This window comes from Streptococcus sinensis (assembly GCF_000767835.1).
Classification (GTDB): Bacteria; Bacillota; Bacilli; order Lactobacillales; family Streptococcaceae; genus Streptococcus; species Streptococcus sinensis.
In genome coordinates, this window is the sequence record NZ_JPEN01000027.1 from 1 (window position 1) to 24,596 (window position 24,596).

Below are 24,596 nucleotides of genomic sequence, written 5' to 3' on the forward strand. Positions count from 1 at the left end.
CTCAACCACTGCGTCTTGCTCGACAATCCAAAAACAATTGAGAGGCTAGGACTTTTGTCCCAGACTCATTTATTCTGCATTTGTCCGAACGTAAGCTGCAATGACATCTGCTGTGTACTGAGCTGTGCCTGGACCGAATTTGTCGATATTTTCCTTAAACTCTGGGTTATAGACATAGCCTTTACCGATATGACCGAAGACTTCAATAGAGCAATCAAAGCCATAAGTACGGATGGCTTGCAAGAGCTGGGCTGCCTGCTCTTTATTTTTTGCTGCGTCAACCGACAAGCCTTGCTGCATATTCTCTGCCAGACTTTGAAAAACTTGATTGAAGGCTGCGGCAGATTCTTCTTCCCGTCCATTTTGACGAGCTAGTGCTTCCGCCATGACTTCTTGACCATATTCTTCTACAGCTTTTTGCTGGTATTTTTGATTATCTTCGTAGGTAAAGCCTGCGAATTTTTCTTTCATTGTCATCTTTCTTTCTCCTTTTTCTTCTTGGATGGTTTTTTGCAAGGTGGAAATCAAGGTATCCAAGCGGTCTCTTTCTTGCTGCAAATATTCCAACTGCCTCAGCAGATGCGGCAATAAGGCCTGATCGTCCTGACTCAGCAGCTCTGCTATTTTCTCCAAAGAAAAGCCCAGATACTTATAGTAAAGGATGACCTGCAGCCGCTCTAGATCAACTTGGCTGTATGTCCGATAGCCATTTTCTGATTTGGCAGGAACTAAAAGTCCGATTTTGTCGTAATGATGCAAGGTTTTGACAGAGACACCCGAAAGCTGCGCAGCTTCTTTGATATGGTACATGATAGACCTCCTTACCACTATAGTATAAGCCCTGACCAAAGGTCAGAGTCAAGCTTTTTTATAAAAATTTTAAAACCTTCTTAGATTTTCCCAAGCGACTCAAATTTATTTACAAGAAATCACAGCAATGAAAGCTAATTTTTCTTGATTTTTTGGGAACATTTTCATAACTTAGCCGTAGTTTCCATTTTTGAGGGCATTGAAGCAGATTTTCAGAGTACTGCCTAGGTCGTCATCCACCTCATCGAAAACTTTTCTCCTATTGTAGCATAATTTCTGATATTTCCAGATAACTTCTACAAAAACAAAGACACCTCCTCCAAGAAGGTGCATTGATTAAAAAATGAGACGTGAGAGGGCTGCCAGTACAACGCCAAAAATAACGGTTGCAATCAGATTTTTGTATCTAAAGGATACATAGGTTGTCGGAAAAACAACTAGCAAATCCAGCCATCTGAAACTAGGAAGGCGTCCTGGCTGAGCATTGGTAACGCTAGATAAAATCAAAGCAAAAATAATAGATACAGGCAAGTATTTAAGGAAACGCTCCACCATGGGCGGAAGTCCCTTGTATTTGACCAAAATAAAAGGCAAGACTCGCGGAATCCAAGTGACGACGGCCGAAAAAAGAATAGCCAGCAAAATATACTTACTTATCATCCAAGATCACCCCCACCGTACAACCCAACAATGTAGCAAAGAGCACCGCCAATGAATTTTGAACCACCATGGTCAAAAGCAGATAGGTGATACCCACCACGCTCAAAACCAGAAAAAGCTTGTTCATCTTAATCCGACGCAGCATAATGGCAAACTGAGAAGAGAAAATGCCAACAAACATAGCCACCAAGGCAAAATCCAAGCCGAATCGTTCAGGATTGGGCAAGAGCCCGCCTAAGGCTGCCCCTAAAATAGTTCCCAAGACCCAAAAAGTATAACTCATGAAATTATTGCCCATCATCCAGTAAGCAGAAATTTCCCCTGTATGTACCTGCTCTCCCATCAGGACACCGTAGGACTCATCCGTCAAGAAAGAACCAATAATCATATTCTGCGCCAGACTAGATTTACGAAAAAAAGCTGATGCATGCAGACAAAGCAAGAGATGGCGGATATTAATGAGAAAGACCGTTAGAGCAATGGCCAAAACCGGCGCCTGCTGGGCAAATAGACCAATCATAGCAAACTGGGCACTGCCTGCATAAATCAGAATGCTCATTAGAGCCATCTCAAACGGATTCATATAAGGCGCTGCCATGACACCGCAGGCCAGACCGATTCCAATATAGCCCAAAGCCGTTGGCACCGCTGCCTGAACCCCTTGTTTAAAAGTCTGTCCTCTCATAAATCCTTCTCTTCTTCCATCGTTTCAAAGGCCAGACTTGGCTTGGCATTCAGGTCTAGACTGGCAAAATTTTCTTTGTTCCACTCACTGACACTGGCATAGGCAATCATACCAGCATTGTCACCGCAGAGGCGCAGAGGCGGAATGATCACCTTAACATCCTGAATCTCAGCTGCCAAGCGTTCTCTCAGGCCTTGATTGGCCGCAACACCGCCCGCCACGACCAGAGTCTTGACTGGATATTTTTCCAGCGCTTTCTTAGTCTTGGCCATGAGAATATCCATGACCGCTGCCTGAAAGCTTGCTGACAGGTCTTGATTAGACAAGACTTCTCCCTTTTGCTGGGCATTGTGGTGCAGGTTGATAAAGGCCGACTTGAGACCGGAAAAAGAAAATTCTAGATTGTCTTCCTTAATCATCGCCCGCGGAAAATCATATATATCCCGTCCTTGATGAGCCAGCTGATCAATCTCCCGGCCTGCTGGATAGGTCAGCCCCATAACGCGACCGACCTTATCATAGGCTTCACCGACCGCATCATCGCGAGTTTCCCCAACAATTTTATAGTCACCAGCCTGACTGACATAGACCAGCTCAGTGTGACCGCCACTGACCAAGAGAGCCAGCAAGGGAAATTCCAAGGGCTCCACGCTCTGAGCTGCCATCAGATGTCCGGCCATATGATTGACTGGAATCAAGGGAATATCATGAGCCCAGGCAAAGGACTTGGCCGCTGCCAAGCCGACCAAAAGAGCCCCAACCAAGCCAGGTCCGTAGGTGACCGCCACTGCTGTCACTTGCTCCTCGCTAATCCCCGCTTCTGCCAAGGCTTCCTCAATACAAACCGTAATGACCTCCACATGGTGACGGCTGGCCACTTCCGGTACCACTCCGCCAAAACGCTTGTGACTCTCAATCTGGCTGGCAATGACATTGCTCAAAAGCTCCGTCTCATTCTTCAGAACCGCCACACTGGTCTCGTCACAAGACGTCTCAAAAGCTAAAATATATCTATCTTTCATGAATCTCTCTTTTCATAACAATCGCGTCTTCCACTGGTGCATAGTAGTAGGACTTCCGCCGCGCGATTTCTTCAAATTTTTCTTTTTTGTAAAATAGCAGAGCTGGCTTGTTCGACTCCCTCACTTCGAGGAAAATTTCTTTGTCTGCTGGCAAAAAGTCAAACAAGGCTGTCGCGATTTTCCGCCCCTGATAGCTAGGCAATACAGCAATTTGCAGAACTTCTGCTTCAAAGTCTGTCTCCTGCCAGACTAAAAAGCCGACAAGCTGACTCCCATCTTCTGCTAGCGCACATCTATTCACATCCGAACGCAGAACCTCTTCCATTTGTATGGCTGTCCAAGGACTGACCTCATAGACTGCAAGTAAGAGCTCTTCCAGCTCTTCTGCTAGAACTGCCGCGTCCACATTCAAGCTGCTGCTCCATTTTCTCAACTTAATCATAGGCGCTGAATGTAAGAATCGCTGGATTCCTGGTGGGTCTTGAGCCAATTTTCCTCGGCTTCTACCCGCTTGAGATAGTTAGGGACAAAGTCATGAATGGACTGGGCTGGCAGGTCTAAACCGAGACGACCAATAGCTGCTGCGTCTGGTAAGGTCGGCTGAAGGGCAGCCTGAGGAAGAGCAGCTTCAATCTGCTCCGCAAAAGTTGCTGTCTCTCCGACAAAAGTGACGGGCTGATTAGCAGCGCTAACTATGTCTAAAACCTCTGCCAAAGGAAGATGGGCCTCCGGCCGCATAGCCTGACCAGACTGATAAAAGCCAGCATAGACATTATTGCGGCGGGCATCCACGATGGGAATGACCAAACCTTCCACCTGCTCTGGTACTAAAGCCAGCAGACTAGACACACCGACCAGCTCGATCTTGAGGGTATGCGCTAGAGTCTTGGCTGTCGCCACCGCAATTCTCAGGCCTGTGTAGCTACCCGGCCCCTGAGCCACCGCGATACGATCCAAATCGGCCGGTTTCAAATCCAGACTATTCATCAGAAAATCAATAGCCGGCATAAGGGTAATGCTATGATTTTTCTTGATATTGAGCGTCACCTGTCCTAAGAGATCCTTATCTTCTAAAACAGCCAGCGACAAAGCCCTATTTGATGTATCAAATGCTAAAATTTTCATACTAAGTTATTCCTTACTCGAATGTCTGCCTACTATTATACTACAAAAAGCCTAATCGCGGATAGAGAAACCTTTCAAAGATTTATTTAGCCAAGAGCAACTTTTACTAAAATGAAATTGGCTTCACAAAGCAAAACTGTTCTCCCTTCCGTTTTCTCAATTCTGCCTTTTACTAATACGTTATTTTATGTTATAATTGGTTAGAATTATAACGAATCAAGGTCAATCTACTACCCAGAAAATTGAATAAGACAAAGCAGCTGACCAGCTGTCGTTTTCTGTAGCTTGATCATGAAAATGGAAGGAAATGTAATGATTTACAAAGTTTTTTATCAGGAAACAAAAGATCGTAGCCCACGCCGTGAAAAAACACATGCCCTTTATTTAGAAGTAGAGGCAGCCGATGAGTTGGAAGGCCACATCAAAGCCCGCAAATTGGTCGAAGAAAAGACTCCATACAATATCGAATTTATCGAGCTCTTGTCTGACAAACATTTGGAGTACGAAAAAGAGTCAGGCGCCTTCGAATTGACGGAGTTATAACCTATGGCATATAACTTAAAGAAAGAAGAAGTTGGTGTTTTCGCCATCGGTGGTCTAGGCGAAATCGGTAAAAACACCTACGGAATTGAGTATCAAGATGAGATTATCATCGTTGATGCTGGGATTAAATTTCCAGAAGATGACCTCTTGGGTATCGACTATGTCATCCCCGACTACTCCTATATCGTAGAAAATATTGATCGCGTGAAAGCTGTCCTCATCACCCACGGGCACGAGGACCATATCGGCGGCATTCCTTTCCTGCTCAAGCAAGCCAATGTTCCTATTTATGCTGGCCCTTTGGCGCTGGCCCTCATTCGAGGCAAGCTAGAAGAGCACGGACTCCTGCGCAGTGCCAAACTTTATGAAATCAATCAAAATACAGAGCTGACTTTTAAAAATCTGAAGGCGACTTTCTTCCGGACAACCCACTCTATTCCAGAACCCTTGGGAATTGTCATTCATACGCCGCAGGGTAAGATTGTCTGTACCGGTGACTTCAAGTTTGACTTTACACCAGTCGGTGAGCCGGCCGACCTGCACCGCATGGCTGCTCTGGGCGAGGAAGGCGTTCTCTGCCTCCTGTCTGACTCGACCAATGCTGAAGTTCCGACCTTTACCAATTCCGAAAAAGTTGTTGGACAGTCTATTATGAAGATCATTGAAGGCATTAATGGACGGATTATTTTCGCTTCCTTTGCCTCCAACATCTTCCGTCTCCAGCAGGCAGCAGATGCTGCTGTCAAGACTGGTCGCAAGATTGCGGTCTTTGGCCGCTCCATGGAAAAGGCCATTGTAAACGGGATTGAGCTGGGCTACATCAAGGTTCCCAAAGATACCTTCATCGAGCCAAATGAACTCAAGGACTACCCAGCTGGCGAAGTGCTAATTATGTGTACTGGAAGTCAGGGTGAGCCCATGGCAGCCCTGTCTCGGATTGCCAATGGTACCCACCGCCAGGTTCAGCTGCAGCCTGGAGATACAGTCATCTTCTCATCCAGCCCTATCCCTGGGAATACGACCAGCGTTAACAAGCTGATTAACATCATTTCCGAGGCCGGTGTAGAAGTGATTCACGGTAAGATTAACAACATCCACACCTCTGGACACGGTGGCCAACAAGAGCAGAAACTCATGCTCCGCTTGATCAAGCCTAAATATTTCATGCCTGTCCATGGGGAATACCGCATGCAGAAAGTCCATGCAGGTCTAGCCGTTGATACTGGAGTACCCAAAGACAATATCTTCATCATGAGCAATGGTGACGTGCTAGCTCTAACAGCTAACTCAGCTCGTATTGCCGGCAGCTTCAACGCTCAAGATATTTATGTTGATGGGAACCGCATTGGTGAAATCGGAGCTGCAGTCCTGCGCGACCGCAAAGATCTGTCAGAGGACGGTGTTGTCCTGGCTGTTGCGACGGTTGACTTTGAGTCCCAGATGATTTTAGCCGGTCCAGATATTCTAAGCCGTGGCTTTATCTACATGCGCGAATCAGGTGACCTCATTCGCCAAAGCCAGCGTATCCTCTTCAATGCTATCCGCATTGCTCTCAAGAATAAAGATGCCAGCGTCCAATCTGTCAGCGGTGCTATCGTCAATGCCTTGCGTCCTTTCCTCTACGAAAGTACCGAGCGCGAACCTATTATCATTCCGATGGTGCTTACACCAGACGAAGAAATTGATTAAACTCAAATCCAGTAAACGCGAATTCCTGAATCCTGAAATATAAAAGCGGGATTCCTACTGATTTGATTACTTTATAACTATAACATAAAAGGAAAACCAGTTCATTCAATGGATTGGTTTTCCTTTACCTCTAAAATCTTTTGATAAAATGATACTTGACAACACCCTTCTTCGGTACATCTTCTAGACTGGCGTAGATTTCATAGCCTTGCTTGATGTAAAAATCCCTAGCCTGATAAGATTTAGTGGACAAGGTAATGCTAGTTACTCCAGCTTCTACAGCCTTTTCTTCTAATTCTGCCAGCAGACTGGCTCCCAAACCTTTTTTCTGATGTTCTTTATCCACCACCAAAGCCTTGATATGAATATTTTCCAGTACTTGCTGGGCATGGAGCAAGGCAATTAACTGGCCATCTTCCTCCCACCTTAAATAATAATCTTGAGGTTCAAGTTTTTCAAGCATAGCTGGTCCAAAAGAAGCTTCATATTGCTCATCGAAAACCTGCTTGATAAAGTCATGAAAATCTGTCATCGTTCTCCTCCTCTACGAAAAAGCAGGGGATATTCAAATCCTCCTGCCCTAAGATTAGTATAAATCTAAGTAGTTATCCACTTCCCATTGAGAAACAAAGGTTGCATAGCTAGCCCATTCAATCCGTTTAGCTTCAACAAAGCTGGTATAAATATGATTGCCCAAGGCTGCTTTGACAACCTCATCCTCTGTTAAAGCCTTAACAGCATTATGAAGAGTAGACGGAAGATCAGTAATGCCTGCCTCTTTACGCTCCTCTGGAGTCATGATATAGATATTTTCTTCAATCGGTGCAGGTGCTTCAATCTTATTTTCAATACCGTGCAGACCTACTTCTAGCAGAACAGCCATAGCGATATAAGGATTGGCCATCGGATCCACCGAGCGTAATTCCAAGCGAGTTCCCAAGCCACGTGATGCTGGCACCCGAACTAAAGGCGAGCGATTGCGACCAGCCCAAGCGATATACACAGGCGCTTCATAACCTGGAACCAAACGCTTATAAGAGTTAACTGTAGGGTTCATGATAGCTGTATAGTTGTAAGCATGCTTAATCAAGCCACCCAGGAAATGGTAGGCTGTCTCTGACAACTGCATACCTTTTGGATCCTCTGGGTCAAAGAAAGCATTGTTGCCATCTTGATCAAAAAGGGACATATTACAGTGCATACCAGAACCGGCGATACCAAATTTCGGCTTGGCCATGAAGGTCGCATAAAGCCCATGCTTGCGAGCAATGGTCTTAACAACCAGTTTGAAAATCTGAATCTTGTCACAAGCCCGCAGAACTTCATCATATTTAAAGTCAATCTCATGCTGACCAACTGCCACTTCATGGTGGCTAGCTTCTACCTCAAAGCCCATCTTGGTTAAAATATTAACGATTTCCCGGCGGGTATTGTCAGCCAAGTCTGTCGGTGCCAAATCAAAGTAGCCGCCTTTGTCATTCACTTCCAGCGTTGGATCGCCATTTTCATCCAATTTAAACAGGAAGAATTCTGGCTCAGGACCCAAATTAAAAGATTTAAATCCTAGTGCTTCCATATGCTTTAGCGCACGTTTCAAGTTACTGCGCGGATCTCCTTGGAAGGGCTTGAATTCTGTTGTATAAACATCACAGATTAAACCTGCCACGCTGCCATTTTCATCTCCCCAAGGAAAGACTGTCCAAGTATCTAAGTCTGGATAAAGATACATATCTGACTCATTAATACGAACAAAACCCTCAATTGAAGAGCCATCAAACATTGCTTTGTTGGACAAAACTTTATTAAGCTGTTCGTCGGTTGCAGGAATTTCAACATTTTTCATTGTTCCCAAAATATCTGAAAACATCAAACGAATAAATGTTACATTTTTTTCTTTAACTTCACGACGAATATCAGCTGCAGTGATTGACATGAGATTTCTCCTTGTAAATAAAAAAACAAAATAATTTATGGTCGACGCATGTGACCAAAGGTTGGAAGCGAAGCGCCAAAGCGCCCTTGCTGAAGAATATCATTATGGAGAGCCCGACGAACATCATCTTCGCTAATGGTTTTATTCAACTTAGCTTCTCGTTCAGCATATTTCTTCTTGATAGCGGCGATATTACAACCTTCAGAAATATAATCTTTAATTTCCAAAAGCCGATCCATATCATTAAGGGAATACATGCGACGATTCCCTTCATTCCGAATCGGAGTAATCAAATTTTGATCCTCATAATAACGAATCTGACGAGCTGTTAAATCCGTCAGTTTCATAACACTACCGATAGGAAAGACTGCCATATTTCGGCGAAACTCTTTTTCCTTCATCATTTTCTCCTCTATGCACTATTATATCCCAAATAATTTTTATGTCAAGAAGTAATGTAAGATTTTCTTACACAGATTTTATTTTTTTTCGTTGAACCAGATCCGAATACGGTCAATATCCGTATTCACAATTATCGCAACAAATACTCCCATAAACGTTTCAAAGATTCTGGCAAATACATATAAAATTGTCTCACCCGCAGGGATTGATAAGGTGATAATGAGCATAGCAGAAACCCCGCCAATTACTCCGGCCTTATTATTCATTGCGACATTGGTCATAATGGTCAACATGGTACAAATAGGGACAATCAGTAAGGTCACCAAAAATTGATTGTGAAAGAAACTATTGATTAAGAAAAAAATCAACGCATAAAAACCACCGATACTATTTCCCAAAATACGAGACGTGCCAAAATGAACACTTTTATCAAAATCTTCCCGCAAGCTAAAAACAGCTGTCAAGGCCCCAATCTGAAGCCCCTTCCAACCAAACAAACCAAAAATTAACAAAATAATGAACACTGCGATTCCTGTTTTGAAGGTTCGCATACCAATTCGAAACTGTGATTTATCCAGTTTATATTTGTTAAAGTAACCCATCCGATTTCCTTTTTAAAAGTCTGCTACCCTTATTTTAACATATTTTAGCCTAAAAAAACTCTTTCTGCTTGGAAGTTTCTCTCACAACAAAAAGCCAGTTCGACAGTCTGGCAGACTGTTGAACTGATGGCTGAAAAAATCAAAATTTTTGTCAAAAGAGCTTTTTGAATCTAAAAGACGAACAAAAAACAATTAGTTAGCACGTCAAGAGCTCTCTGTTATAACAAAAGGAGGCTGAGACAAAAAATGTCTCAGCCCCCTTTTCCCAATCTTTAGTTTGGATAAATGTAGGTGACGTTGCCCATAAATTCATTAGGATTAAAATAACCGCGATAGTTTCCAATTTGCTTTTGGCGATTGTAGTTAGCTTCCAAGACTTGGACGGAGCCGTCACTTTGAACATCTGTCACATAAGCAACATGTCCGTATTCACCGCCGTCCCAAACCGCAATAGCACCTGCTACTGGAACATTTCCTGTTGCATAGCCTTGGGCACTAGCATTGACGGCCCAAGTGTTGGCATTCCCCCACCAGTTGCTCGCCCAAGAAGCCGTTTCTTTCACACCCCAGGTACACTGGCCGATTGGGTAGGAATTACCATAATCAGTCGGAGTATTCAAGACAACATCTTCTACATCAGATACCAAATCAGCATTGCTTGTCGCTTCATAAACCGAACCGCTGTAAGGATTGTAAGCCTGAACCTGAGTGGTACCGCTCACTTCTAGCACATCCCCTGGGGTAATCGTATCAAAAATTGATTTTCCATTATTAGCAGCAAGGTCATAAGGATTCATCCCAGTAGCGCTGGCAATGGCAAAAAAAGAGTCCCCCTGTTGAACAACATAAGAATCTGCCCTAACAGTTTGAGCCCCAATTGTCGCCAAGAAAGCTGTGAAAGTCAAACCAAGAGTTGCTTTAGCAAATGCTTTTTTCATAACTATGTTTCTCCGTATAAATTGATAATAGAAAAATTATATCTAATTTACATGTCAGGTATTTTAGGCTTATATTTTAGTCATGTTACAAATAATTGCTACTTTTACTACAGCGTTTTTTAGGAGGATTTTTAGTTAAAAACCGAAGATAACAAGAACTGAACAAAGCACAATGGTCAATCAATCTACTCCCCATACTACAAGAAATCCTATTGAACTATCTCTAAGTTCTGTGTTAAGCTTTTTTATAAAACAATCATTTTACAAAAAAACTGTCCTGAGTCGATGCGAATAATTCCAATATCTCAGCAAACTATCGGAAGTTGAGGATACAGAAAGTAACCCTTTTGTATGATAGGATGTCCTAAATTGCAACTAGAGCAAACAAGGCACTAGAAAAGAGTTGGTTTCCCAACTCTTTTCATTACAAATATTATTTCTCTGTCAATGCTGCAAGTCCTGGCAATACTTTACCTTCAAGGAGTTCCATTGATGCTCCACCACCAGTAGAAATCCATGAGAACTTGTCTGCACGGCCAAGGTTAATGGCTGCTGCTGCAGAGTCGCCACCACCGATGATTGATTTCACGCCTGGTTGTTTCACGATAGCGTCCATCACACCGATTGTACCAGCTTGGAAGTCAGGGTTTTCAAAGACACCCATAGGTCCATTCCATACAACAGTCTTCGCACCAGTCAAAGCTTCGTCGAATTTCGCAATAGATTTAGGACCAATATCCAAACCAAGGAAACCTGGATCTACTGCTTCGCCTTCAGTGTCTTTCACTTCAGTGTAGTCCGCAAAAGCATTTGCTTCTTTTGAGTCAACTGGCAAGATCAATTTACCGTTTGCTTTTTCAAGAAGAGCTTTTGCAATGTCCAATTTATCTTCTTCTACAAGTGAGTTACCGATTTCGATACCTTGTGCTTTGTAGAAGGTATAAGTCATACCACCACCGATAAGGACTTTATCGGCTTTTTCAAGCAAGTTTTCGATAACACCGATCTTGTCTGAAACTTTTGAACCACCAAGAATCGCTACGAATGGACGTTCTGGAGCTTCAACCGCTTCTTGAATGTAGGCAATTTCGTTTTCAAGAAGGAATCCAGCAACAGCTTTTTCAACGTTTGCTGAGATACCAACGTTAGATGCGTGTGCACGGTGAGCTGTACCGAATGCATCGTTTACAAAGATACCATCTCCAAGCGATGCCCAGTATTTACCAAGTTCAGGATCGTTTTTAGATTCTTTCTTGCCGTCAACATCTTCAAAACGAGTGTTTTCCACCAAAAGAACTTGTCCATCTTCAAGAGCATTGATCGCAGCTTCCAATTCAGCACCACGAGTGACACCTGGAAGGAAAGCAACATCTTGGCCTAATTTAGCAGCCAAATCAGCAGCTACAGGAGCAAGTGATTTACCAGCCTTATCTGCTTCTTCTTTCACACGTCCAAGGTGAGAGAAGAGAATTGCACGTCCGCCTTGTTCAAGGATATACTTGATTGTTGGAAGAGCAGCAGTAATACGGTTATCGTTAGTGATTACACCGTCTTTTACAGGAACGTTGAAGTCAACACGAACGAGAACTTTCTTCCCTTTCAAGTCAACATCTTTAACAGTCAATTTTGCCATTGGATATGACTCCTTCTATTTTTAATACATGATAATTATATCACAAAAGCTGTAAAAGTGATAGCAAAATTAAACGCTTTTGCCCTCTTCTTGACACAGCATCATTCAGAAGATACAATAAGGATAATAAAGGAGGACCCCTTGATGACAGAACTATCTCCCCTTCAAAAGAAAGCCGACCAAGATTTAAATAGCATCGCTATCTTGACAATCCTTCCCCTTATCAGTTATCTATTTTTCCGAGAGCAGCTATTAGACTTTACTCGTCAATTATCGGTCTCCATCTGGCTCCGCCTTCTTGTCCTCGCAGCCTGCCAATTTTGTGTAGCAGGATTAGGCACAAGCGTGGTAATGATTCGTCGCAAAGAAAGTTGGAAAGAATATGGATTACTTACTCAGCATTTCCTCTCATCTCTCATTCAGACTGCAGTTACCTGTCTTCCTTTGCTTCTTTTCCTCATTATTACAGGACAAGTTCACACCTACCTCCCATTTCAATCAATCTCCTTAACGAAAGAAATTCTTGCCAGTTCTTTTCCGACAAATATTTTAGGTTATTTGTTCATTTCTCTTATATGGGGATTCTGGGAAGGCTTTAATTATGTTGTAATTGCTCGGAAAATCAATCTCCGCTATCCACACCAAACGAAGGGAATCGATCTTGGTGCCCTCATTTGCGCTCTAATCTGCCTGCTCATACATGGAATGATTGGCTTAGATCCAACTTCTCTATTTGAAGCCGTCGCCGTATTCATTCTCATTTACGGCATGCTTGTCATTCAAAGAAAATCCGGAAATGCATGGAGCTGTGTCCTCATCTTTTGCCTTCTATGGAATGCATTTTAATACTAAGTAAAAATCCTATTTTAACCAAAGTCTTTTCCCAAAACAATTTTCTTCAAAACTGCTGTTTTTCAGCCCAGAATTACTTTTTCCATCTCTATAATAGCATCGTTTCAGGCTTTGAAAATTTTTCTGAAATCTTTTTATTGAATCTTCACTCAGTTTGGTATTCCAATGTCCTTTATAATAGACCATTCAAAGTTATACACGCAAACTTTCCTAGTTCCCTTGGCTATTTGTAAAAGTGGATTCGAAAAAGCCGTATAGAGCAGATAAAGCAAAATAAAATCCTATTTTCCTTGTCCAATCTAATGCTGGGCAAAAGCTATCCAATTCTCATTTCTATCCTAGTTGCCAATGAAGCCGCATTAGTACTCGTCATTGTTCATAGCATATTGACTCGAGTCTCAATAACTATTCATTCAAGCGGCTCAAATATACTTGTCTCAAAACTAAAAAAGAGATCCCGCGGATCTCTTTTTTCATACACTTGAATTATTTAGCGATTTTTGCAAAGTATTCAAGAGTACGAACAAGTTGTGAAGTGTAAGACATTTCATTGTCATACCATGAAACAACTTTAACCAATTGTTTACCGTCAACGTCAAGAACTTTAGTTTGAGTTGCGTCAAACAATGAACCGAATGACATACCTACGATATCAGAAGATACGATTGGATCTTCAGTGTAACCGTATGATTCGTTAGAAGCTGCTTTCATAGCTGCATTTACTTCATCAACAGTAACGTTCTTATCAAGAACTGCTACCAATTCAGTTACAGAACCTGTTGGAACAGGAACACGTTGAGCAGCTCCGTCCAATTTACCGTTCAATTCAGGGATAACCAAGCCGATTGCTTTAGCAGCACCAGTTGAGTTAGGAACGATGTTAGCTGCAGCAGCACGAGCACGGCGAAGGTCACCTTTACGGTGTGGTCCATCAAGAACCATTTGGTCACCAGTGTAACCGTGGATAGTAGTCATCAAACCTTCAACGATACCGAAGTTGTCATGAAGAGCTTTAGCCATTGGAGCCAAACAGTTTGTAGTACATGAAGCACCTGAGATAACTGTCTCAGTACCATCAAGAATATCGTGGTTAGTGTTAAATACAACTGTTTTAACATCTGATCCACCAGGAGCAGTGATAACAACTTTTTTAGCACCACCAGCGTGCAAGTGTTTTTCAGCAGCTGCTTTAGTAGCAAAGAAACCAGTTGCTTCAAGAACGATTTCTACACCATCGTTAGCCCAGTCGATTTGTTCTGGGTCACGTTCAGCAGATACTTTAACGAATTTTCCGTTAACTTCAAATCCACCTTCTTTAACTTCCACAGTTCCGTCGAAACGACCTTGAGTTGTGTCGTATTTCAACAGGTGTGCAAGCATTACTGGATCTGTCAGGTCGTTGATGCGAGTAACTTCAACACCTTCTACGTTTTGGATACGACGGAAAGCAAGACGACCGATACGACCGAAACCGTTAATACCAACTTTAACTACCATTCGTGATTTCCTCCTTATGAAAATCAAAAAATTTTTATGTGAAAAGAGTAACTTGAGTTGCTACAAATCACCTTTCAACATATCTATTATATAACTTATCGAATGAAATTGCAACTGATTTCATTAGGATTAACAAAGGACATCATTTATTTCAGAAGTTTTCAATCCTTTTCAGAAAACAACTCCTTCCCTGTTATTTTCTTGTGTTGTATAAATAATCAATTATTTTAATTTTTATGCAAGAAAGCGCTTTACACAATATATGTGTTGTGATACAATAATAAATATCTAGGCAAACATTTTTTGATTGCAATTCTTGCAACTCTGTTTGGCATAGTGCGAAAAAGAGCGTATCAGCTGCTAACGTAGCCACAGTTATACACACTAAAATGAGATCCATCTTGTTATGGATGGAATCACTCGAACATCTTATTCTTGGATGAATTTGTATTACCATACAGGTTTTCACGTATCCAACGTAGAACGTATTAACCGGTATGAAGGCATTAATCCAGCATTTCTTTATGTCTATCACTATAAGATTTATTAATAGCTAACATAGAGGCTATAATGATAGCCTCTATGTTACTTTTGTGCGAGGTATATATATGGAATTCTTTCATTTTGAACTCAAGCGTTTTCTAAAAAGTCCTAAAAATAAAATCTGCCTAATCTGCTGGCAGTAATCTTTTTGGGCCTATTTGCCTTTTACCAAACAACAATAAACAAGCAGAGTTTTGACAGCAATCTGGCTTTTATCAGAGAGCAGCTCCAACAAAGCAAACAATCGGTGAAAAATTTACAAGATCAAGTCAAACTGAATCCCGACGATCAAGTTCGCTCCCAACAGCTTAGTCAGGAACAAGAAAAAGAAAAGCTCCTATCAGAAGAATTGGCTGCTTTAGAAAAAAAGGATCTAGAGAAAGTTAGCCAGCTGGAATATCAGAGCTTACTGGCCCAGCTTGACACTATGACAGATAAGAACTCCGATAGCTATAAAAATCTAAGGGCCAGTATCCGCTACCGCGAAGCTGTGAAAGCAGTCGGAGGAACTCCAAGCCTTACACTTAATAACACAAGCGAAGCTGCCTTTAGCATAGGCCATATCATGACAGGCTGGTTGTCCTCTACTACCATCTTTGTTCTCATCACCGTCCTCATAGCCGATTCCCTTAGCAGTGAGATTGAGAGCTCTCAGATTCGCTTTTATCAACTGCTGGGAGGCCGAAAACTTAAGCATTTGCTCATTAAACTGCTGGTGCCTATCCTAGTGACCTTTCTGACCACCCTCCTACTCTTCACTACCCTATATGTAGCCAAGGGCCTGCTAGACAGCTTCGGTACCTGGAGCTATCCATATCTTCTAGGTCGAACCATTGTACCTATCTGGCAGATTAGCTTGCAAACAATCATCCTCTTCCTAGTCGCTCTAATCTTCCTGGCCAGTCTGGGCCAGTTTCTGGCTCTCATATTCAAAAAAAGCTTAGTTGTCATTGGTCTCGTTATTGTTTTCCTGACTGGTTTTCTCACTTTGGCTCAGGAAGAATTGTTCCAGCCCTTCAAACAGTTCTTCCCTTTTGAATACCTAGGTTATGGCCAGATCCTCAACGATGCTAGCATACTTCCTAAAAATGCCTTTCTGATAGGGATTATTTACCTGCTAACACTGAGCCTGATCTTTACATTAGTCTCCTATCGACTCTATAAAAATTTCTACTATCGCAAGGAGGGGAAAGCATGATAGAATTAAGGATTAAAAATCTCACCACAGCTATAATTGAGGATTTAAGCTTTGAGCTGTCTGATCCGGGTCTATACGGCATTATCGGTCCCAACGGGATTGGTAAGAGCACGCTCTTCAGCCTGATTAATGGAGAAGTCAAAGGGTTCAGAGGACAACTCCAAAGCGGAAAAGTCGCCTACATTCCTAATTTGGATATTTTTGATAAACACTTGTCGGCTCAGGACTATCTGCAGCTCTTAAGCCCAGAAGAACAGAACGTTTTCCAGGAAAATCTAGAAAAGATGGGCGGAGCGGATTATTTAAATAAAAAAATCGGAAAATACTCTCTAGGTATGAAAGAGCTCTTCGCCTTTCTCTATATCTTGTCCCTTCCCAGCGACCTTATTATCTTGGACGAACTGCTGGATGGTCTTGACGAGCTGAGACGATCTACAGCCTATGAACTATTAAAAGAATACAGTACACAAAAAATCATTCTGCTAACCTCTCACAATCTATCAGAAGTTTTCAAAATTTGTGATACAGTCTATCTTCTTAGCAAGAATTCCCTGACAGCAATTGAGGACTTTGATCCAGCCAATGCTCTAAATCTACTGAAGTTTAAAGGTAACAATGCCTGAGATATTCCATTCATTTTAGCTGCCAAAGAGGCTGGGACAAAAAGATTTCAATTTTTAAAAATCTTAATTATTAAGCCCTTCAAATTTATAATTAAATGCAAAAAGCGAACAAAGCAGAATTCTGATTACCAGAAAACTAGTTTTGTTCGCTTTTTATATTTGAGGTCGGACTTTTGTCCCAGCCTCTTGTCTTTAAACAAGCTATTATGCTTCACCTTTGTTTTTCTTAATGATTTCTTCTTGTACTGACTTAGGTACATCTTCGTAGTGGTCAAATACCATCATGAAGGTACCGCGTCCTTGTGATGCTGAACGAAGAACTGTTGCATAACCGAACATTTCAGCAAGCGGAACATAGGCACGAACGATTTGGCTGTTACCATGCGCTTCCATACCATCAACACGTCCACGACGAGCTGTTACGTGACCCATAACGTCACCAAGGTTTTCTTCAGGAACAGTGATTGTTACCAACATCATTGGCTCAAGGATAGCAGGCTGAGCAGTCTTAGCAGCTTCTTTCAATGCAAGTGAAGCCGCAACCTTGAAGGCTGTTTCAGATGAGTCGACATCGTGGTATGAACCATCGTATAGTTTAGCCTTCACGTCAACGATTGGGTAACCAGCAAGGACACCGTTAGCCATTGACTCAACCAAACCTTTTTCTACCGCTGGAATGAATTCACGTGGAACCACACCACCGACGATAGCATTTTCAAACTCGAAGCCTTTTCCTTCTTCGTTTGGTGTAAACTCGATCCAAACGTCACCAAATTGACCTTTACCACCAGATTGGCGTTTGAAGAATCCACGTGCTTGAGTAGAAGCGCGGAATGTTTCACGGTAAGATACTTGAGGAGCACCTACGTTCGCTTCAACCTTGAACTCACGACGCATACGGTCAACAAGGACGTCAAGGTGAAGCTCACCCATACCAGAGATAACTGTTTCACCAGTTTCAACGTTTGTTTCAACGCGGAATGTTGGATCTTCTTCAGCCAATTTTTGAAGGGCGATACCCATCTTGTCTTGGTCTGCTTTAGATTTTGGTTCAACCATCAATTGGATAACTGGTTCTGGAACATTGATTGACTCAAGGATGATTTTAGCTTTTTCATCTGTCAATGAGTCACCAGTTGTAGTATCTTTCAAACCAACAGCAGCAGCGATATCACCTGAGTAAACAGTGTCGATTTCTTGACGGCTGTTAGCGTGCATTTGAAGGATACGTCCAATACGTTCACGTTTACCTTTAGAAGTGTTCAATACGTAAGAACCTGATTGAAGCACACCTGAGTAAACACGGAAGAATGTCAAACGACCTACGAATGGGTCAGTCATGATCTTGAAGGCAAGAGCTGCGAATGGCTCTTCGTCAGATGCTGGACGAGTTTCTTCTTCATCTGTATCTGGGTTGATACCCTTGATAGCTGGGATGTCAAGTGGACTTGGAAGGTAGTCGATAACTGCATCAAGCATCAATTGAACACCCTTGTTCTTGAAGGCTGAACCACACAATACTGGGAAGAATTCAACATTGATAGTCGCTTTACGGATACCAGCTTTTAATTCTTCGTTGGTGATTTCTTCACCTTCAAGGTATTTCATCATCAATTCTTCGTCAGTTTCAGCAACTGCTTCCACCAATTTTTCACGGTATTCTTGAGCTTGCTCAAGGTATTCAGCTGGGATATCTTCTTCCAAAATATCTGTACCAAGGTCGTTAGTATAGATTTCAGCCTTCATCTTGATCAAGTCGATGATACCACGGAAGTCATCTTCAGCACCGATTGGCAATTGGATTGGATGAGCATTCGCTTGAAGACGATCGTGCAGTGTGCTTACTGAGTAAAGGAAGTCAGCACCGATTTTGTCCATTTTGTTAGCAAATACGATACGTGGAACTCCGTACTCAGTTGCTTGACGCCAAACTGTTTCAGTTTGAGGCTCAACACCTGATTGTGAGTCAAGAACGGTAACCGCACCATCCAAGACACGAAGAGAACGTTGTACTTCGATTGTGAAGTCCACGTGTCCTGGTGTGTCAATGATGTTTACGCGGTGGTTGTTCCATTGAGCTGTTGTTGCAGCAGATGTGATAGTGATACCACGTTCTTGCTCTTGCTCCATCCAGTCCATTTGTGACGCACCTTCGTGAGTTTCACCGATTTTGTGGATTTTACCAGTGTAGTAAAGAATACGCTCAGTAGTTGTTGTTTTACCAGCATCGACGTGAGCCATGATACCGATATTACGAGTTTTTTCAAGTGAAAATTCGCGTGCCATGAGGTTGTTTTCTCCTATTTAATTTATTTTACAATTTATTATAACATTATTTAGAAAAAACGGATAGGCAGGACCTACCCGTTCTTAATGTTTATCTTGTTTTTGTTGGTTTCAACTTAGAAAATTGACAAGTTGAGTTAAAACTAAGAGCTAAATACTCTTTAGCTGATTTGAATTCGCACGGAACACTATGTGTTCTAATTGAACTCGGACTAAAAGCTCGGAAAATAGATAAGCTTTCCTAGAATCTCCAATTCTTCGTCAAGCCTCCTAATTTTCAGTCGCTTTTTCAACGCCCTTAGTATCTTATTTAGTTGAGCTCAAGCTAAAAGTCTGGAGAAAAAGATGAATCTCATTGGTTGCAGTCGCAACCTGCTTCGATTCCCTATTTTCTCTTGGACTTTCTTAACGCTTTCGCATCCTATATTACCAACGGAAGTGTGCGAAGGCACGGTTAGCTTCTGCCATACGGTGAGTATCTTCGCGTTTCTTAACTGCTGCACCAGTGTTGTTAGCAGCATCCATGATTTCTTTTGCAAGACGATCTTGCATAGTGTGTTCACCACGACCACGTGAAATTGTTACCAACCAACGAAGGCCAAGTGTAGTACGACGTTCTGGACGAACTTCAACCGGTACTTGGTAGTTTGAACCACCGACACGACGAGCACGTACTTCAAGAACAGGCATGATGTTTTCCATCGCTGTTTCAAATACTTCAAGTGCATCATTTCCAGTAGCTTCTTTGATTTGCTCAAAAGCTCCGTAAACGATAGAAGCTGCTGTACCACGCTTACCATCAAGCATAACGCGGTTAATAAGACGAGTAACTAATTGTGAATTGTAAAGCGGATCTGGCAATACTTCGCGCTTAGGCGCACGGTTTTTACGACTCATTTATCTTTATCCCCTTTCCTTATGCTTTTGGACGCTTAGTACCGTATTTAGAACGGCCTTGCTTACGGTCAGTAACACCTGCTGTATCAAGTGCACCGCGGACGATATGGTAACGTACCCCTGGAAGGTCTTTTACACGTCCACCACGAAGAAGCACCACACTGTGCTCTTGCAGGTTGTGTCCGATACCTGGGATGTAAGCTGTAACTTCGATCAAGTTGCTCAAACGTACACGGGCAAATTTACGAAGGGCTGAGTTAGGCTTCTTAGGTGTCATAGTTCCAACACGAGTTGCAACACCACGTTTTTGTGGTGAAGATACGTTTGTTTGAACTTTTTTGTGGCTGTTGTAACCAACGTTCAAAGCTGGTGATTTAGATTTTTCTACTTTTGATTTACGCGGTTTGCGAACCAATTGGTTAATTGTAGGCATCTACATTCTCCTGTATTTTTTTAATTTTGGTGATGATACACTTGGTGACAGCTACCATCTGTGTGTACTTTTGCAACATTTGTCAGCACGTCTCTGTACACTTTTGAGAGACCAAAAGTAAAAAGTACCGTTTATCATTGTAACATAGAGGCATTGCTTAGTCAATACTTTTTGTTTATTTTTTACTCCCATTCAGCTTTTTAGTTTCTTAATAACTATATGTTCTTCCCCTTGATGCTTAATCATAAAAAACTCTCAAAAAGCTGCTTTTACAGCACTATTGAGAGTTTCTTAGTTTCTGAAATATGATTCAAACCATCAGAATATTTTATAGAGATCCTTTTATCACAAAACAATGCCAGTGCCTCAAGCATTTCTATAATCCTGTTATTCTCCGCTTGAAGGCTGAGGGGTTGAGCCAGCATCTGAAGAAGGATCCGGTGTGGCAGAAGATGGACTTGGAGTAGGTTCTGGATTTGAAGACGGAGCAGGACTTGGATTTTCTTGTGGCTGAGATGGCGTCTCAGTTGAGACGGCAGGAGATCGATAAACTGGCGCCGCCGGTGAAGCAGATTGCTGCTGTTCTGAAACAGGTTCAGAAGAATCCGTCGGTGCTTGGTTCGAAGACATCGCATCTCTCACCGCCTGAATTCTACTTTGCAGTTTCTCCTTAACCGCCTCATCTTTTACCTTGTCAACTGCTTCTTGAGCTTGAGAAAGATTCTCAGCAGTCTGCTCCTCTTCTAGCTTTTTAACAGCAGACTCTGCCTCTTGTACCGTACTGTCTGATGAAGCGTTACTGCTGGAGCCGGCTTTGCTAGAACTTGACCGTCTGCTGTAGCTAACTATTTTAGTAGATTGCCCGGTTTTCTGTGTTGGTTTGACAAATATAAAACCTGAAATTAAAACAACCACTAAAAACAATACTATTCCTAAACGCACAAAGATTGAACTCTGCTCCAATTTATCAAATAAACTTTTCATCTTACTTTCCTAATTTTTATCAAATATATTGCCAACTTCAACATCAATCGTATTCGATTTAACATCAATATTGGTTACCTTCAGAAGCGATTTATAATCCAGATGATCACGGGTGGTTTGGGCATTATCTGCAAAGACAGCCACACCCGCCAACTCTGAATCAAACTCAGACAAAAGGCTAACCATCCCATTAATCGTTCCGCCACCCTTGAGGAAGTCATCGACGATGAGGACCCGACTTCCGGCCTTAAGACTGCGTTTTGAGAGGAACATTTTTTCAATCCGATCCCCGCTAGAACCAGAAACGTAGTTGACACTGACCGTTGAACCCTCAGTGATTTTCAGGTCGCGCCGCACAATGACAAAGGGAACATTCAAGACATTAGCGACAGCATTGGCAAGTGGAACCCCCTTGGTCGCAACCGTCATGACAGCATCAATCTTTTGACCTTTAAAGGCTTTGGCAATGATGCGACCGATATTATTGAGGATAGACGGCGTACTGAGCAAATCTGACAAATAGATATAGCCACCAGGAAGAATCCGATTACTTTCAGATAATTGAGCACACAAATCTTGAACAATAATTCTTGCATCTTTCTCTGAGATTGAAGGGGTAAAGATAACACCTCCACCAGCTCCTGTAATGGTTTCAATTGTTCCAATTTCAATTTCCTCAAAGGCGCGCTTGATGATTACAATATCTTCTGAGATGGAGGACTTAGCAGACTCATATTTTTCTGCAAATGTGTTTAAACTTGTCAATTCATAAGGGTGGTTAATCAAATAATTGGAAATAACCACCATCCGCTCACTTCTTCTTAATTTCATTTTTTCACCAATTTGACTCAATAAAAATCCTCCACAAACTGATATGAAAAAGCCTAAAGGATCTCCAGGCATTTCCAGCATAAACCAACTACTCAGACTGTTGAAGATAATAAAGTTTGAAGAGATTTTCTAAGAGTATTTATTTTATTTTTTTCATTATATCATACTCTAGCAAAAAAACGAACATTATACTAAATATAATGCCCATTTTTCGTATTTCACTTGTCAATTTTTGGTTTATAGAAGGAACGATTTTCCAGTGCGAATATTTTATTGGTCATTTCTCCTGGAGCAACGAGAGACAGAGCCGCGGTTATCATCATCATCTCAGCGTCCAGATTGTCAATCATGTGCAGGATTTCGGCCTCCATAATCTTTGGACGAACGGGGCTGCCATATTCAAGAAGGCCGTGATGACTGAGGAGGACATGTCGCAAAACGATGACATCTTCTTTTGTATCATCGATTTTCAGCTCCGCCAAGGTTTTAGTCAGTTCCTCATCAATCAGTGCAATATGCCCAATCAGATTGCCTCGCACGGTGTATTCCGTGTTTTCTGGGCCGGTCAGCTCAATGACTTTGGCCAAGTCGTGCAGCATGATCCCTGCAAAAAGGAGGCTTTTATTGAGCTGAGGATAGATGTCGCCAATCGCATCCGCTAGTTTGACCATGGTAGCTGTGTGAAAGGCTAGACCTGACTCAAAAGCATGGTGATTGGTTTTCGCTGCTGGGTAGGAATAGAATTCCTTATCGTATTTGCCATAAAGCGAGCGGACCACGCGCTGCCAGACTTGATTTTCAATCCGAAAAATCATCTGAGCCAAGTATTCCCGCAATTCTTTTTGATCAACAGGTGGTTTTTCTTTGAAATCAGCAGGATTGTTGGGCTCACCAGCTTTTGGCAGGCGCAGGGTCAACTGATTAACCTGCGGGGTGTTATTGTAGACTTCGCGACGACCTTGCATGTGGACGACTTTTCCCGCTGTAAATTCTGCTACATTATGGGGCTGGGCATCCCACAATTTCCCTTCAATCACTCCGGTATCATCTTGGAAAGTGAAGGCGAGGTAATTTTTCCCAGCTCTAGTCTGTCGGACTTCGGCTGACTTAATCAGATAAAATCCTTCAAACAATTCATCCTTTTTCATTTGATTAATTTTCATAGTCTTCCCTTTCATCTGGAATATCTAGCAAGTGTAACTGAAGGTCTTGGTCAGACAATTCAATATGCCGCAGCGTTCTTTCAATGGCATTGGTTCGGCGAGTCAGTAACTCATCGATGCTGCCAGAAGCGTTCTTCAGGTGCTTCTGAGCCTTGGCTAGAATGCCGCCAAATTTATTGAATTCCAGCTTGACACTGCCCAAAACCTTGCTGATGTCATCTGCGCTACGCTGGATATTCAGGGTTTTAAAGCCAACCGAGAGAGAGTTGAGCAGGGCTGACAAGGTAGATGGACCCGCCACGACAATCTGCTCATCTCGCCGTAGACCGTCGAAAAACTCTGGATTGCGAACCACTTCGGAATAGAGACCTTCCGTTGGCAAAAACATAATCCCAAAATTAGTCGTAGCCGGCGGAGCTAGATATTTACTGTTGATATCCTTGGCAAAGCGCTTGACGCTAGCCAACAGCGACTTACGGTAAAGTTCAATCTCTTCCTTGTTGCCAGACTCATAAGCATCTTCCAAGCGGTAGTAATCCGCCAGAGGAAACTTGGAGTCAATAGGCAGGTAGACATAGTCCTGCTCCGTCTGTCCCGGCAATTTGATAGCATACTCCACGCGCTCACTAGAACCTGCCACTGTGGCAAATTCGCGCTCATACTGGCTGGGGGTCATGATGTCTTCGATAATTTGTCCCAGCTGGAGCTCGCCCATAATGCCGCGGGTTTTGGTATTGGAAAGAACCTTATTGAGGCTGCCCACATCCCGAGCCACCGTCTGCATCTCTCCTAAACCACGATTGACAGACTCTAGCTGCTTGGACACCGTCTCAAAGGAGGTCTGCAGGCGACTCTGCAAAGTCTTCTCCAATTTTTCCTCAACGGTCTGGCGCATCTGCTCCAGCCGCAAGTCATTGGACTCCTGAATTTGACGCATCCGCTCATCGGTTTTATCTCGATTTTTGCTGAAACTCTCCGCCATTTCTGTTCGTAAATCCGTCAAATGTCGATGCAAATCTGTTCGAACTTCTGCTAGCCGATCTCCCAGAATAATTTCCAGATCTTTTTGCCGAAGAGCCTCCTGCTGTCTTTCCTGATCAAAGCGGTAATCCAGCTGGTCGGACAGATGATCTTCCTGCTCTTCTAACAAGACTTTGATTGCCTGCTCCTGCTGCCCCTGTCTTTGCCAGAAGAAATAGAGAAAGACCAGATTGATGATAAGCAGGATGATGATGATATATTCCATA

General features: G+C 42.6%; 25 protein-coding genes and 1 pseudogene. 5 read left to right on the forward strand and 21 right to left on the reverse strand.

The window, feature by feature from the left end; genetic code table 11:
* Window positions 1-69: 69 nt before the first annotated feature.
* The 7 genes and pseudogenes from SSIN_RS01105 to tsaB all read right to left on the reverse strand — a co-directional run bounded on the left by SSIN_RS01105 (window position 70) and on the right by tsaB (window position 4,302).
* Window positions 70-810 (reverse strand): MerR family transcriptional regulator, encoded by a 741-nt coding sequence (locus SSIN_RS01105; RefSeq protein WP_037614779.1) that lies wholly within the window; start codon window positions 808-810, stop codon window positions 70-72.
* A 105-nt stretch (window positions 811-915) separates the two neighbouring features.
* Window positions 916-1,047 (reverse strand): annotated as a pseudogene (locus tag SSIN_RS11120) (SAM-dependent methyltransferase); the annotation flags it as partial.
* A gap of 99 nt (window positions 1,048-1,146) precedes the next feature.
* Window positions 1,147-1,470, reverse strand: coding sequence for an AzlD domain-containing protein (locus SSIN_RS01110; RefSeq protein ID WP_037614781.1), 324 nt, complete (start codon window positions 1,468-1,470; stop codon window positions 1,147-1,149).
* Window positions 1,460-2,155, reverse strand: a complete 696-nt coding sequence (locus SSIN_RS01115; protein ID WP_037614783.1) for an AzlC family ABC transporter permease — start codon at window positions 2,153-2,155, stop codon at window positions 1,460-1,462. Before SSIN_RS01115 ends, SSIN_RS01110 begins: the two co-directional genes overlap by 11 nt.
* Window positions 2,152-3,177 carry a tRNA (adenosine(37)-N6)-threonylcarbamoyltransferase complex transferase subunit TsaD gene (gene tsaD, locus SSIN_RS01120; protein ID WP_037614785.1) on the reverse strand — a complete coding sequence of 342 codons (1,026 nt, stop codon included), beginning with the start codon at window positions 3,175-3,177 and terminating at the stop codon, window positions 2,152-2,154. The genes SSIN_RS01115 and tsaD overlap by 4 nt, the downstream gene beginning before the upstream one ends.
* The gene (gene rimI, locus SSIN_RS01125) at window positions 3,167-3,619 is read right to left on the reverse strand and encodes a ribosomal protein S18-alanine N-acetyltransferase (RefSeq protein ID WP_037614787.1); all 453 of its coding nucleotides are present in this window, start codon (window positions 3,617-3,619) and stop codon (window positions 3,167-3,169) included. Before rimI ends, tsaD begins: the two co-directional genes overlap by 11 nt.
* Window positions 3,616-4,302, reverse strand: coding sequence for a tRNA (adenosine(37)-N6)-threonylcarbamoyltransferase complex dimerization subunit type 1 TsaB (gene tsaB / locus SSIN_RS01130; protein WP_037614789.1), 687 nt, complete (start codon window positions 4,300-4,302; stop codon window positions 3,616-3,618). Before tsaB ends, rimI begins: the two co-directional genes overlap by 4 nt.
* A 312-nt stretch (window positions 4,303-4,614) precedes the next feature.
* On the opposite strand from tsaB, the gene SSIN_RS01135 reads away from it, so the two are divergent.
* Window positions 4,615-4,845, forward strand: coding sequence for a DNA-dependent RNA polymerase subunit epsilon (locus tag SSIN_RS01135; protein ID WP_037614791.1), 231 nt, complete (start codon window positions 4,615-4,617; stop codon window positions 4,843-4,845).
* 3 nt (window positions 4,846-4,848) lie between these two features.
* On the forward strand, window positions 4,849-6,534 hold the full coding sequence (gene rnjA, locus SSIN_RS01140) for a ribonuclease J1 (RefSeq protein WP_037614794.1): 1,686 nt from the start codon (window positions 4,849-4,851) through the stop codon (window positions 6,532-6,534).
* 130 nt (window positions 6,535-6,664) lie between these two features.
* Here the strand turns inward: rnjA and SSIN_RS01145 are convergent, their stop codons facing one another.
* From SSIN_RS01145 to SSIN_RS01170, 6 genes are all read right to left on the reverse strand, one after another.
* On the reverse strand, window positions 6,665-7,066 hold the full coding sequence (locus tag SSIN_RS01145; RefSeq protein ID WP_037614797.1) for a GNAT family N-acetyltransferase: 402 nt from the start codon (window positions 7,064-7,066) through the stop codon (window positions 6,665-6,667).
* 54 nt (window positions 7,067-7,120) lie between these two features.
* Window positions 7,121-8,467 carry a type I glutamate--ammonia ligase gene (gene glnA / locus SSIN_RS01150; RefSeq protein ID WP_037614799.1) on the reverse strand — a complete coding sequence of 449 codons (1,347 nt, stop codon included), beginning with the start codon at window positions 8,465-8,467 and terminating at the stop codon, window positions 7,121-7,123.
* Between the two features lie 35 nt (window positions 8,468-8,502).
* Window positions 8,503-8,868 (reverse strand): MerR family transcriptional regulator, encoded by a 366-nt coding sequence (locus tag SSIN_RS01155; protein WP_037614803.1) that lies wholly within the window; start codon window positions 8,866-8,868, stop codon window positions 8,503-8,505.
* A gap of 78 nt (window positions 8,869-8,946) precedes the next feature.
* On the reverse strand, window positions 8,947-9,471 hold the full coding sequence (locus SSIN_RS01160) for an FUSC family protein (RefSeq protein ID WP_037614804.1): 525 nt from the start codon (window positions 9,469-9,471) through the stop codon (window positions 8,947-8,949).
* Between the two features lie 272 nt (window positions 9,472-9,743).
* Window positions 9,744-10,409, reverse strand: a complete 666-nt coding sequence (locus tag SSIN_RS01165) for a COG3942 and LysM peptidoglycan-binding domain-containing protein (protein WP_037614807.1) — start codon at window positions 10,407-10,409, stop codon at window positions 9,744-9,746.
* A gap of 433 nt (window positions 10,410-10,842) precedes the next feature.
* Window positions 10,843-12,042, reverse strand: coding sequence for a phosphoglycerate kinase (locus SSIN_RS01170; protein WP_037614810.1), 1,200 nt, complete (start codon window positions 12,040-12,042; stop codon window positions 10,843-10,845).
* 144 nt (window positions 12,043-12,186) lie between these two features.
* Between SSIN_RS01170 and SSIN_RS01175 the strand changes: the two genes are divergently transcribed.
* Window positions 12,187-12,888: a hypothetical protein gene (locus SSIN_RS01175; protein WP_037614812.1), complete on the forward strand. Its 702-nt coding sequence runs from the start codon at window positions 12,187-12,189 to the stop codon at window positions 12,886-12,888.
* A 492-nt stretch (window positions 12,889-13,380) separates the two neighbouring features.
* Here SSIN_RS01175 and gap read toward each other — a convergent pair whose 3' ends face one another.
* Complete coding sequence (gene gap / locus SSIN_RS01180; protein ID WP_000260673.1) at window positions 13,381-14,391, reverse strand: type I glyceraldehyde-3-phosphate dehydrogenase; 1,011 nt, start codon at window positions 14,389-14,391, stop codon at window positions 13,381-13,383.
* 790 nt (window positions 14,392-15,181) lie between these two features.
* Here gap and SSIN_RS01185 point away from each other — a divergent pair.
* Together SSIN_RS01185 and SSIN_RS01190 are read left to right on the forward strand one after the other, a co-directional pair.
* Window positions 15,182-16,132, forward strand: coding sequence for an ABC transporter permease (locus tag SSIN_RS01185; protein WP_244880068.1), 951 nt, complete (start codon window positions 15,182-15,184; stop codon window positions 16,130-16,132).
* On the forward strand, window positions 16,129-16,755 hold the full coding sequence (locus SSIN_RS01190; RefSeq protein ID WP_052076742.1) for an ATP-binding cassette domain-containing protein: 627 nt from the start codon (window positions 16,129-16,131) through the stop codon (window positions 16,753-16,755). Before SSIN_RS01185 ends, SSIN_RS01190 begins: the two co-directional genes overlap by 4 nt.
* Window positions 16,756-16,959: 204 nt before the next feature.
* Here SSIN_RS01190 and fusA read toward each other — a convergent pair whose 3' ends face one another.
* The 7 genes from fusA to SSIN_RS01225 form a co-directional block, all read right to left on the reverse strand.
* Window positions 16,960-19,041, reverse strand: coding sequence for an elongation factor G (fusA, locus tag SSIN_RS01195; protein WP_037614817.1), 2,082 nt, complete (start codon window positions 19,039-19,041; stop codon window positions 16,960-16,962).
* A gap of 426 nt (window positions 19,042-19,467) precedes the next feature.
* Window positions 19,468-19,938 carry a 30S ribosomal protein S7 gene (rpsG, locus tag SSIN_RS01200; protein WP_005591659.1) on the reverse strand — a complete coding sequence of 157 codons (471 nt, stop codon included), beginning with the start codon at window positions 19,936-19,938 and terminating at the stop codon, window positions 19,468-19,470.
* 19 nt (window positions 19,939-19,957) lie between these two features.
* Complete coding sequence (rpsL, locus tag SSIN_RS01205; protein WP_005591658.1) at window positions 19,958-20,371, reverse strand: 30S ribosomal protein S12; 414 nt, start codon at window positions 20,369-20,371, stop codon at window positions 19,958-19,960.
* Between the two features lie 387 nt (window positions 20,372-20,758).
* Window positions 20,759-21,355: a prolipoprotein diacylglyceryl transferase gene (locus SSIN_RS01210; RefSeq protein ID WP_052076743.1), complete on the reverse strand. Its 597-nt coding sequence runs from the start codon at window positions 21,353-21,355 to the stop codon at window positions 20,759-20,761.
* 9 nt (window positions 21,356-21,364) lie between these two features.
* Window positions 21,365-22,186, reverse strand: coding sequence for a pur operon repressor (gene purR, locus SSIN_RS01215; RefSeq protein ID WP_037614848.1), 822 nt, complete (start codon window positions 22,184-22,186; stop codon window positions 21,365-21,367).
* A 218-nt stretch (window positions 22,187-22,404) separates the two neighbouring features.
* Entirely contained in the window at window positions 22,405-23,349 is a 945-nt protein-coding gene (locus SSIN_RS01220) for a 3'-5' exoribonuclease YhaM family protein (protein WP_037614819.1), read from the reverse strand.
* Window positions 23,339-24,595 carry a DNA recombination protein RmuC gene (locus SSIN_RS01225; RefSeq protein WP_037614821.1) on the reverse strand — a complete coding sequence of 419 codons (1,257 nt, stop codon included), beginning with the start codon at window positions 24,593-24,595 and terminating at the stop codon, window positions 23,339-23,341. Before SSIN_RS01225 ends, SSIN_RS01220 begins: the two co-directional genes overlap by 11 nt.
* Window position 24,596: the final 1 nt, after the last annotated feature.

Excerpts from the sequence above, each read along its gene's own strand:
- SSIN_RS01115 (WP_037614783.1), bottom strand. The coding sequence starts at position 2,155 with ATGAGAGGACAGACTTTTAAACAAGGGGTTCAGGCAGCGGTGCCAACG.
- SSIN_RS01105 (WP_037614779.1), bottom strand. The coding sequence starts at position 810 with ATGTACCATATCAAAGAAGCTGCGCAGCTTTCGGGTGTCTCTGTCAAA.
- SSIN_RS01135 (WP_037614791.1), top strand. The coding sequence starts at position 4,615 with ATGATTTACAAAGTTTTTTATCAGGAAACAAAAGATCGTAGCCCACGC.
- SSIN_RS01175 (WP_037614812.1), top strand. The coding sequence starts at position 12,187 with ATGACAGAACTATCTCCCCTTCAAAAGAAAGCCGACCAAGATTTAAAT.
- SSIN_RS01145 (WP_037614797.1), bottom strand. The coding sequence starts at position 7,066 with ATGACAGATTTTCATGACTTTATCAAGCAGGTTTTCGATGAGCAATAT.
- rpsG (WP_005591659.1), bottom strand. The coding sequence starts at position 19,938 with ATGAGTCGTAAAAACCGTGCGCCTAAGCGCGAAGTATTGCCAGATCCG.
- tsaD (WP_037614785.1), bottom strand. The coding sequence starts at position 3,177 with ATGAAAGATAGATATATTTTAGCTTTTGAGACGTCTTGTGACGAGACC.
- rpsL (WP_005591658.1), bottom strand. The coding sequence starts at position 20,371 with ATGCCTACAATTAACCAATTGGTTCGCAAACCGCGTAAATCAAAAGTA.
- SSIN_RS01225 (WP_037614821.1), bottom strand. The coding sequence starts at position 24,595 with ATGGAATATATCATCATCATCCTGCTTATCATCAATCTGGTCTTTCTC.
- SSIN_RS01155 (WP_037614803.1), bottom strand. The coding sequence starts at position 8,868 with ATGAAGGAAAAAGAGTTTCGCCGAAATATGGCAGTCTTTCCTATCGGT.
- tsaB (WP_037614789.1), bottom strand. The coding sequence starts at position 4,302 with ATGAAAATTTTAGCATTTGATACATCAAATAGGGCTTTGTCGCTGGCT.
- SSIN_RS01220 (WP_037614819.1), bottom strand. The coding sequence starts at position 23,349 with ATGAAAATTAATCAAATGAAAAAGGATGAATTGTTTGAAGGATTTTAT.
- fusA (WP_037614817.1), bottom strand. The coding sequence starts at position 19,041 with ATGGCACGCGAATTTTCACTTGAAAAAACTCGTAATATCGGTATCATG.
- SSIN_RS01165 (WP_037614807.1), bottom strand. The coding sequence starts at position 10,409 with ATGAAAAAAGCATTTGCTAAAGCAACTCTTGGTTTGACTTTCACAGCT.
- SSIN_RS01110 (WP_037614781.1), bottom strand. The coding sequence starts at position 1,470 with ATGATAAGTAAGTATATTTTGCTGGCTATTCTTTTTTCGGCCGTCGTC.
- SSIN_RS01190 (WP_052076742.1), top strand. The coding sequence starts at position 16,129 with ATGATAGAATTAAGGATTAAAAATCTCACCACAGCTATAATTGAGGAT.
- SSIN_RS01160 (WP_037614804.1), bottom strand. The coding sequence starts at position 9,471 with ATGGGTTACTTTAACAAATATAAACTGGATAAATCACAGTTTCGAATT.
- rnjA (WP_037614794.1), top strand. The coding sequence starts at position 4,849 with ATGGCATATAACTTAAAGAAAGAAGAAGTTGGTGTTTTCGCCATCGGT.
- SSIN_RS01210 (WP_052076743.1), bottom strand. The coding sequence starts at position 21,355 with ATGAAAAGTTTATTTGATAAATTGGAGCAGAGTTCAATCTTTGTGCGT.
- gap (WP_000260673.1), bottom strand. The coding sequence starts at position 14,391 with ATGGTAGTTAAAGTTGGTATTAACGGTTTCGGTCGTATCGGTCGTCTT.
- rimI (WP_037614787.1), bottom strand. The coding sequence starts at position 3,619 with ATGATTAAGTTGAGAAAATGGAGCAGCAGCTTGAATGTGGACGCGGCA.
- purR (WP_037614848.1), bottom strand. The coding sequence starts at position 22,186 with ATGAAATTAAGAAGAAGTGAGCGGATGGTGGTTATTTCCAATTATTTG.
- glnA (WP_037614799.1), bottom strand. The coding sequence starts at position 8,467 with ATGTCAATCACTGCAGCTGATATTCGTCGTGAAGTTAAAGAAAAAAAT.
- SSIN_RS01170 (WP_037614810.1), bottom strand. The coding sequence starts at position 12,042 with ATGGCAAAATTGACTGTTAAAGATGTTGACTTGAAAGGGAAGAAAGTT.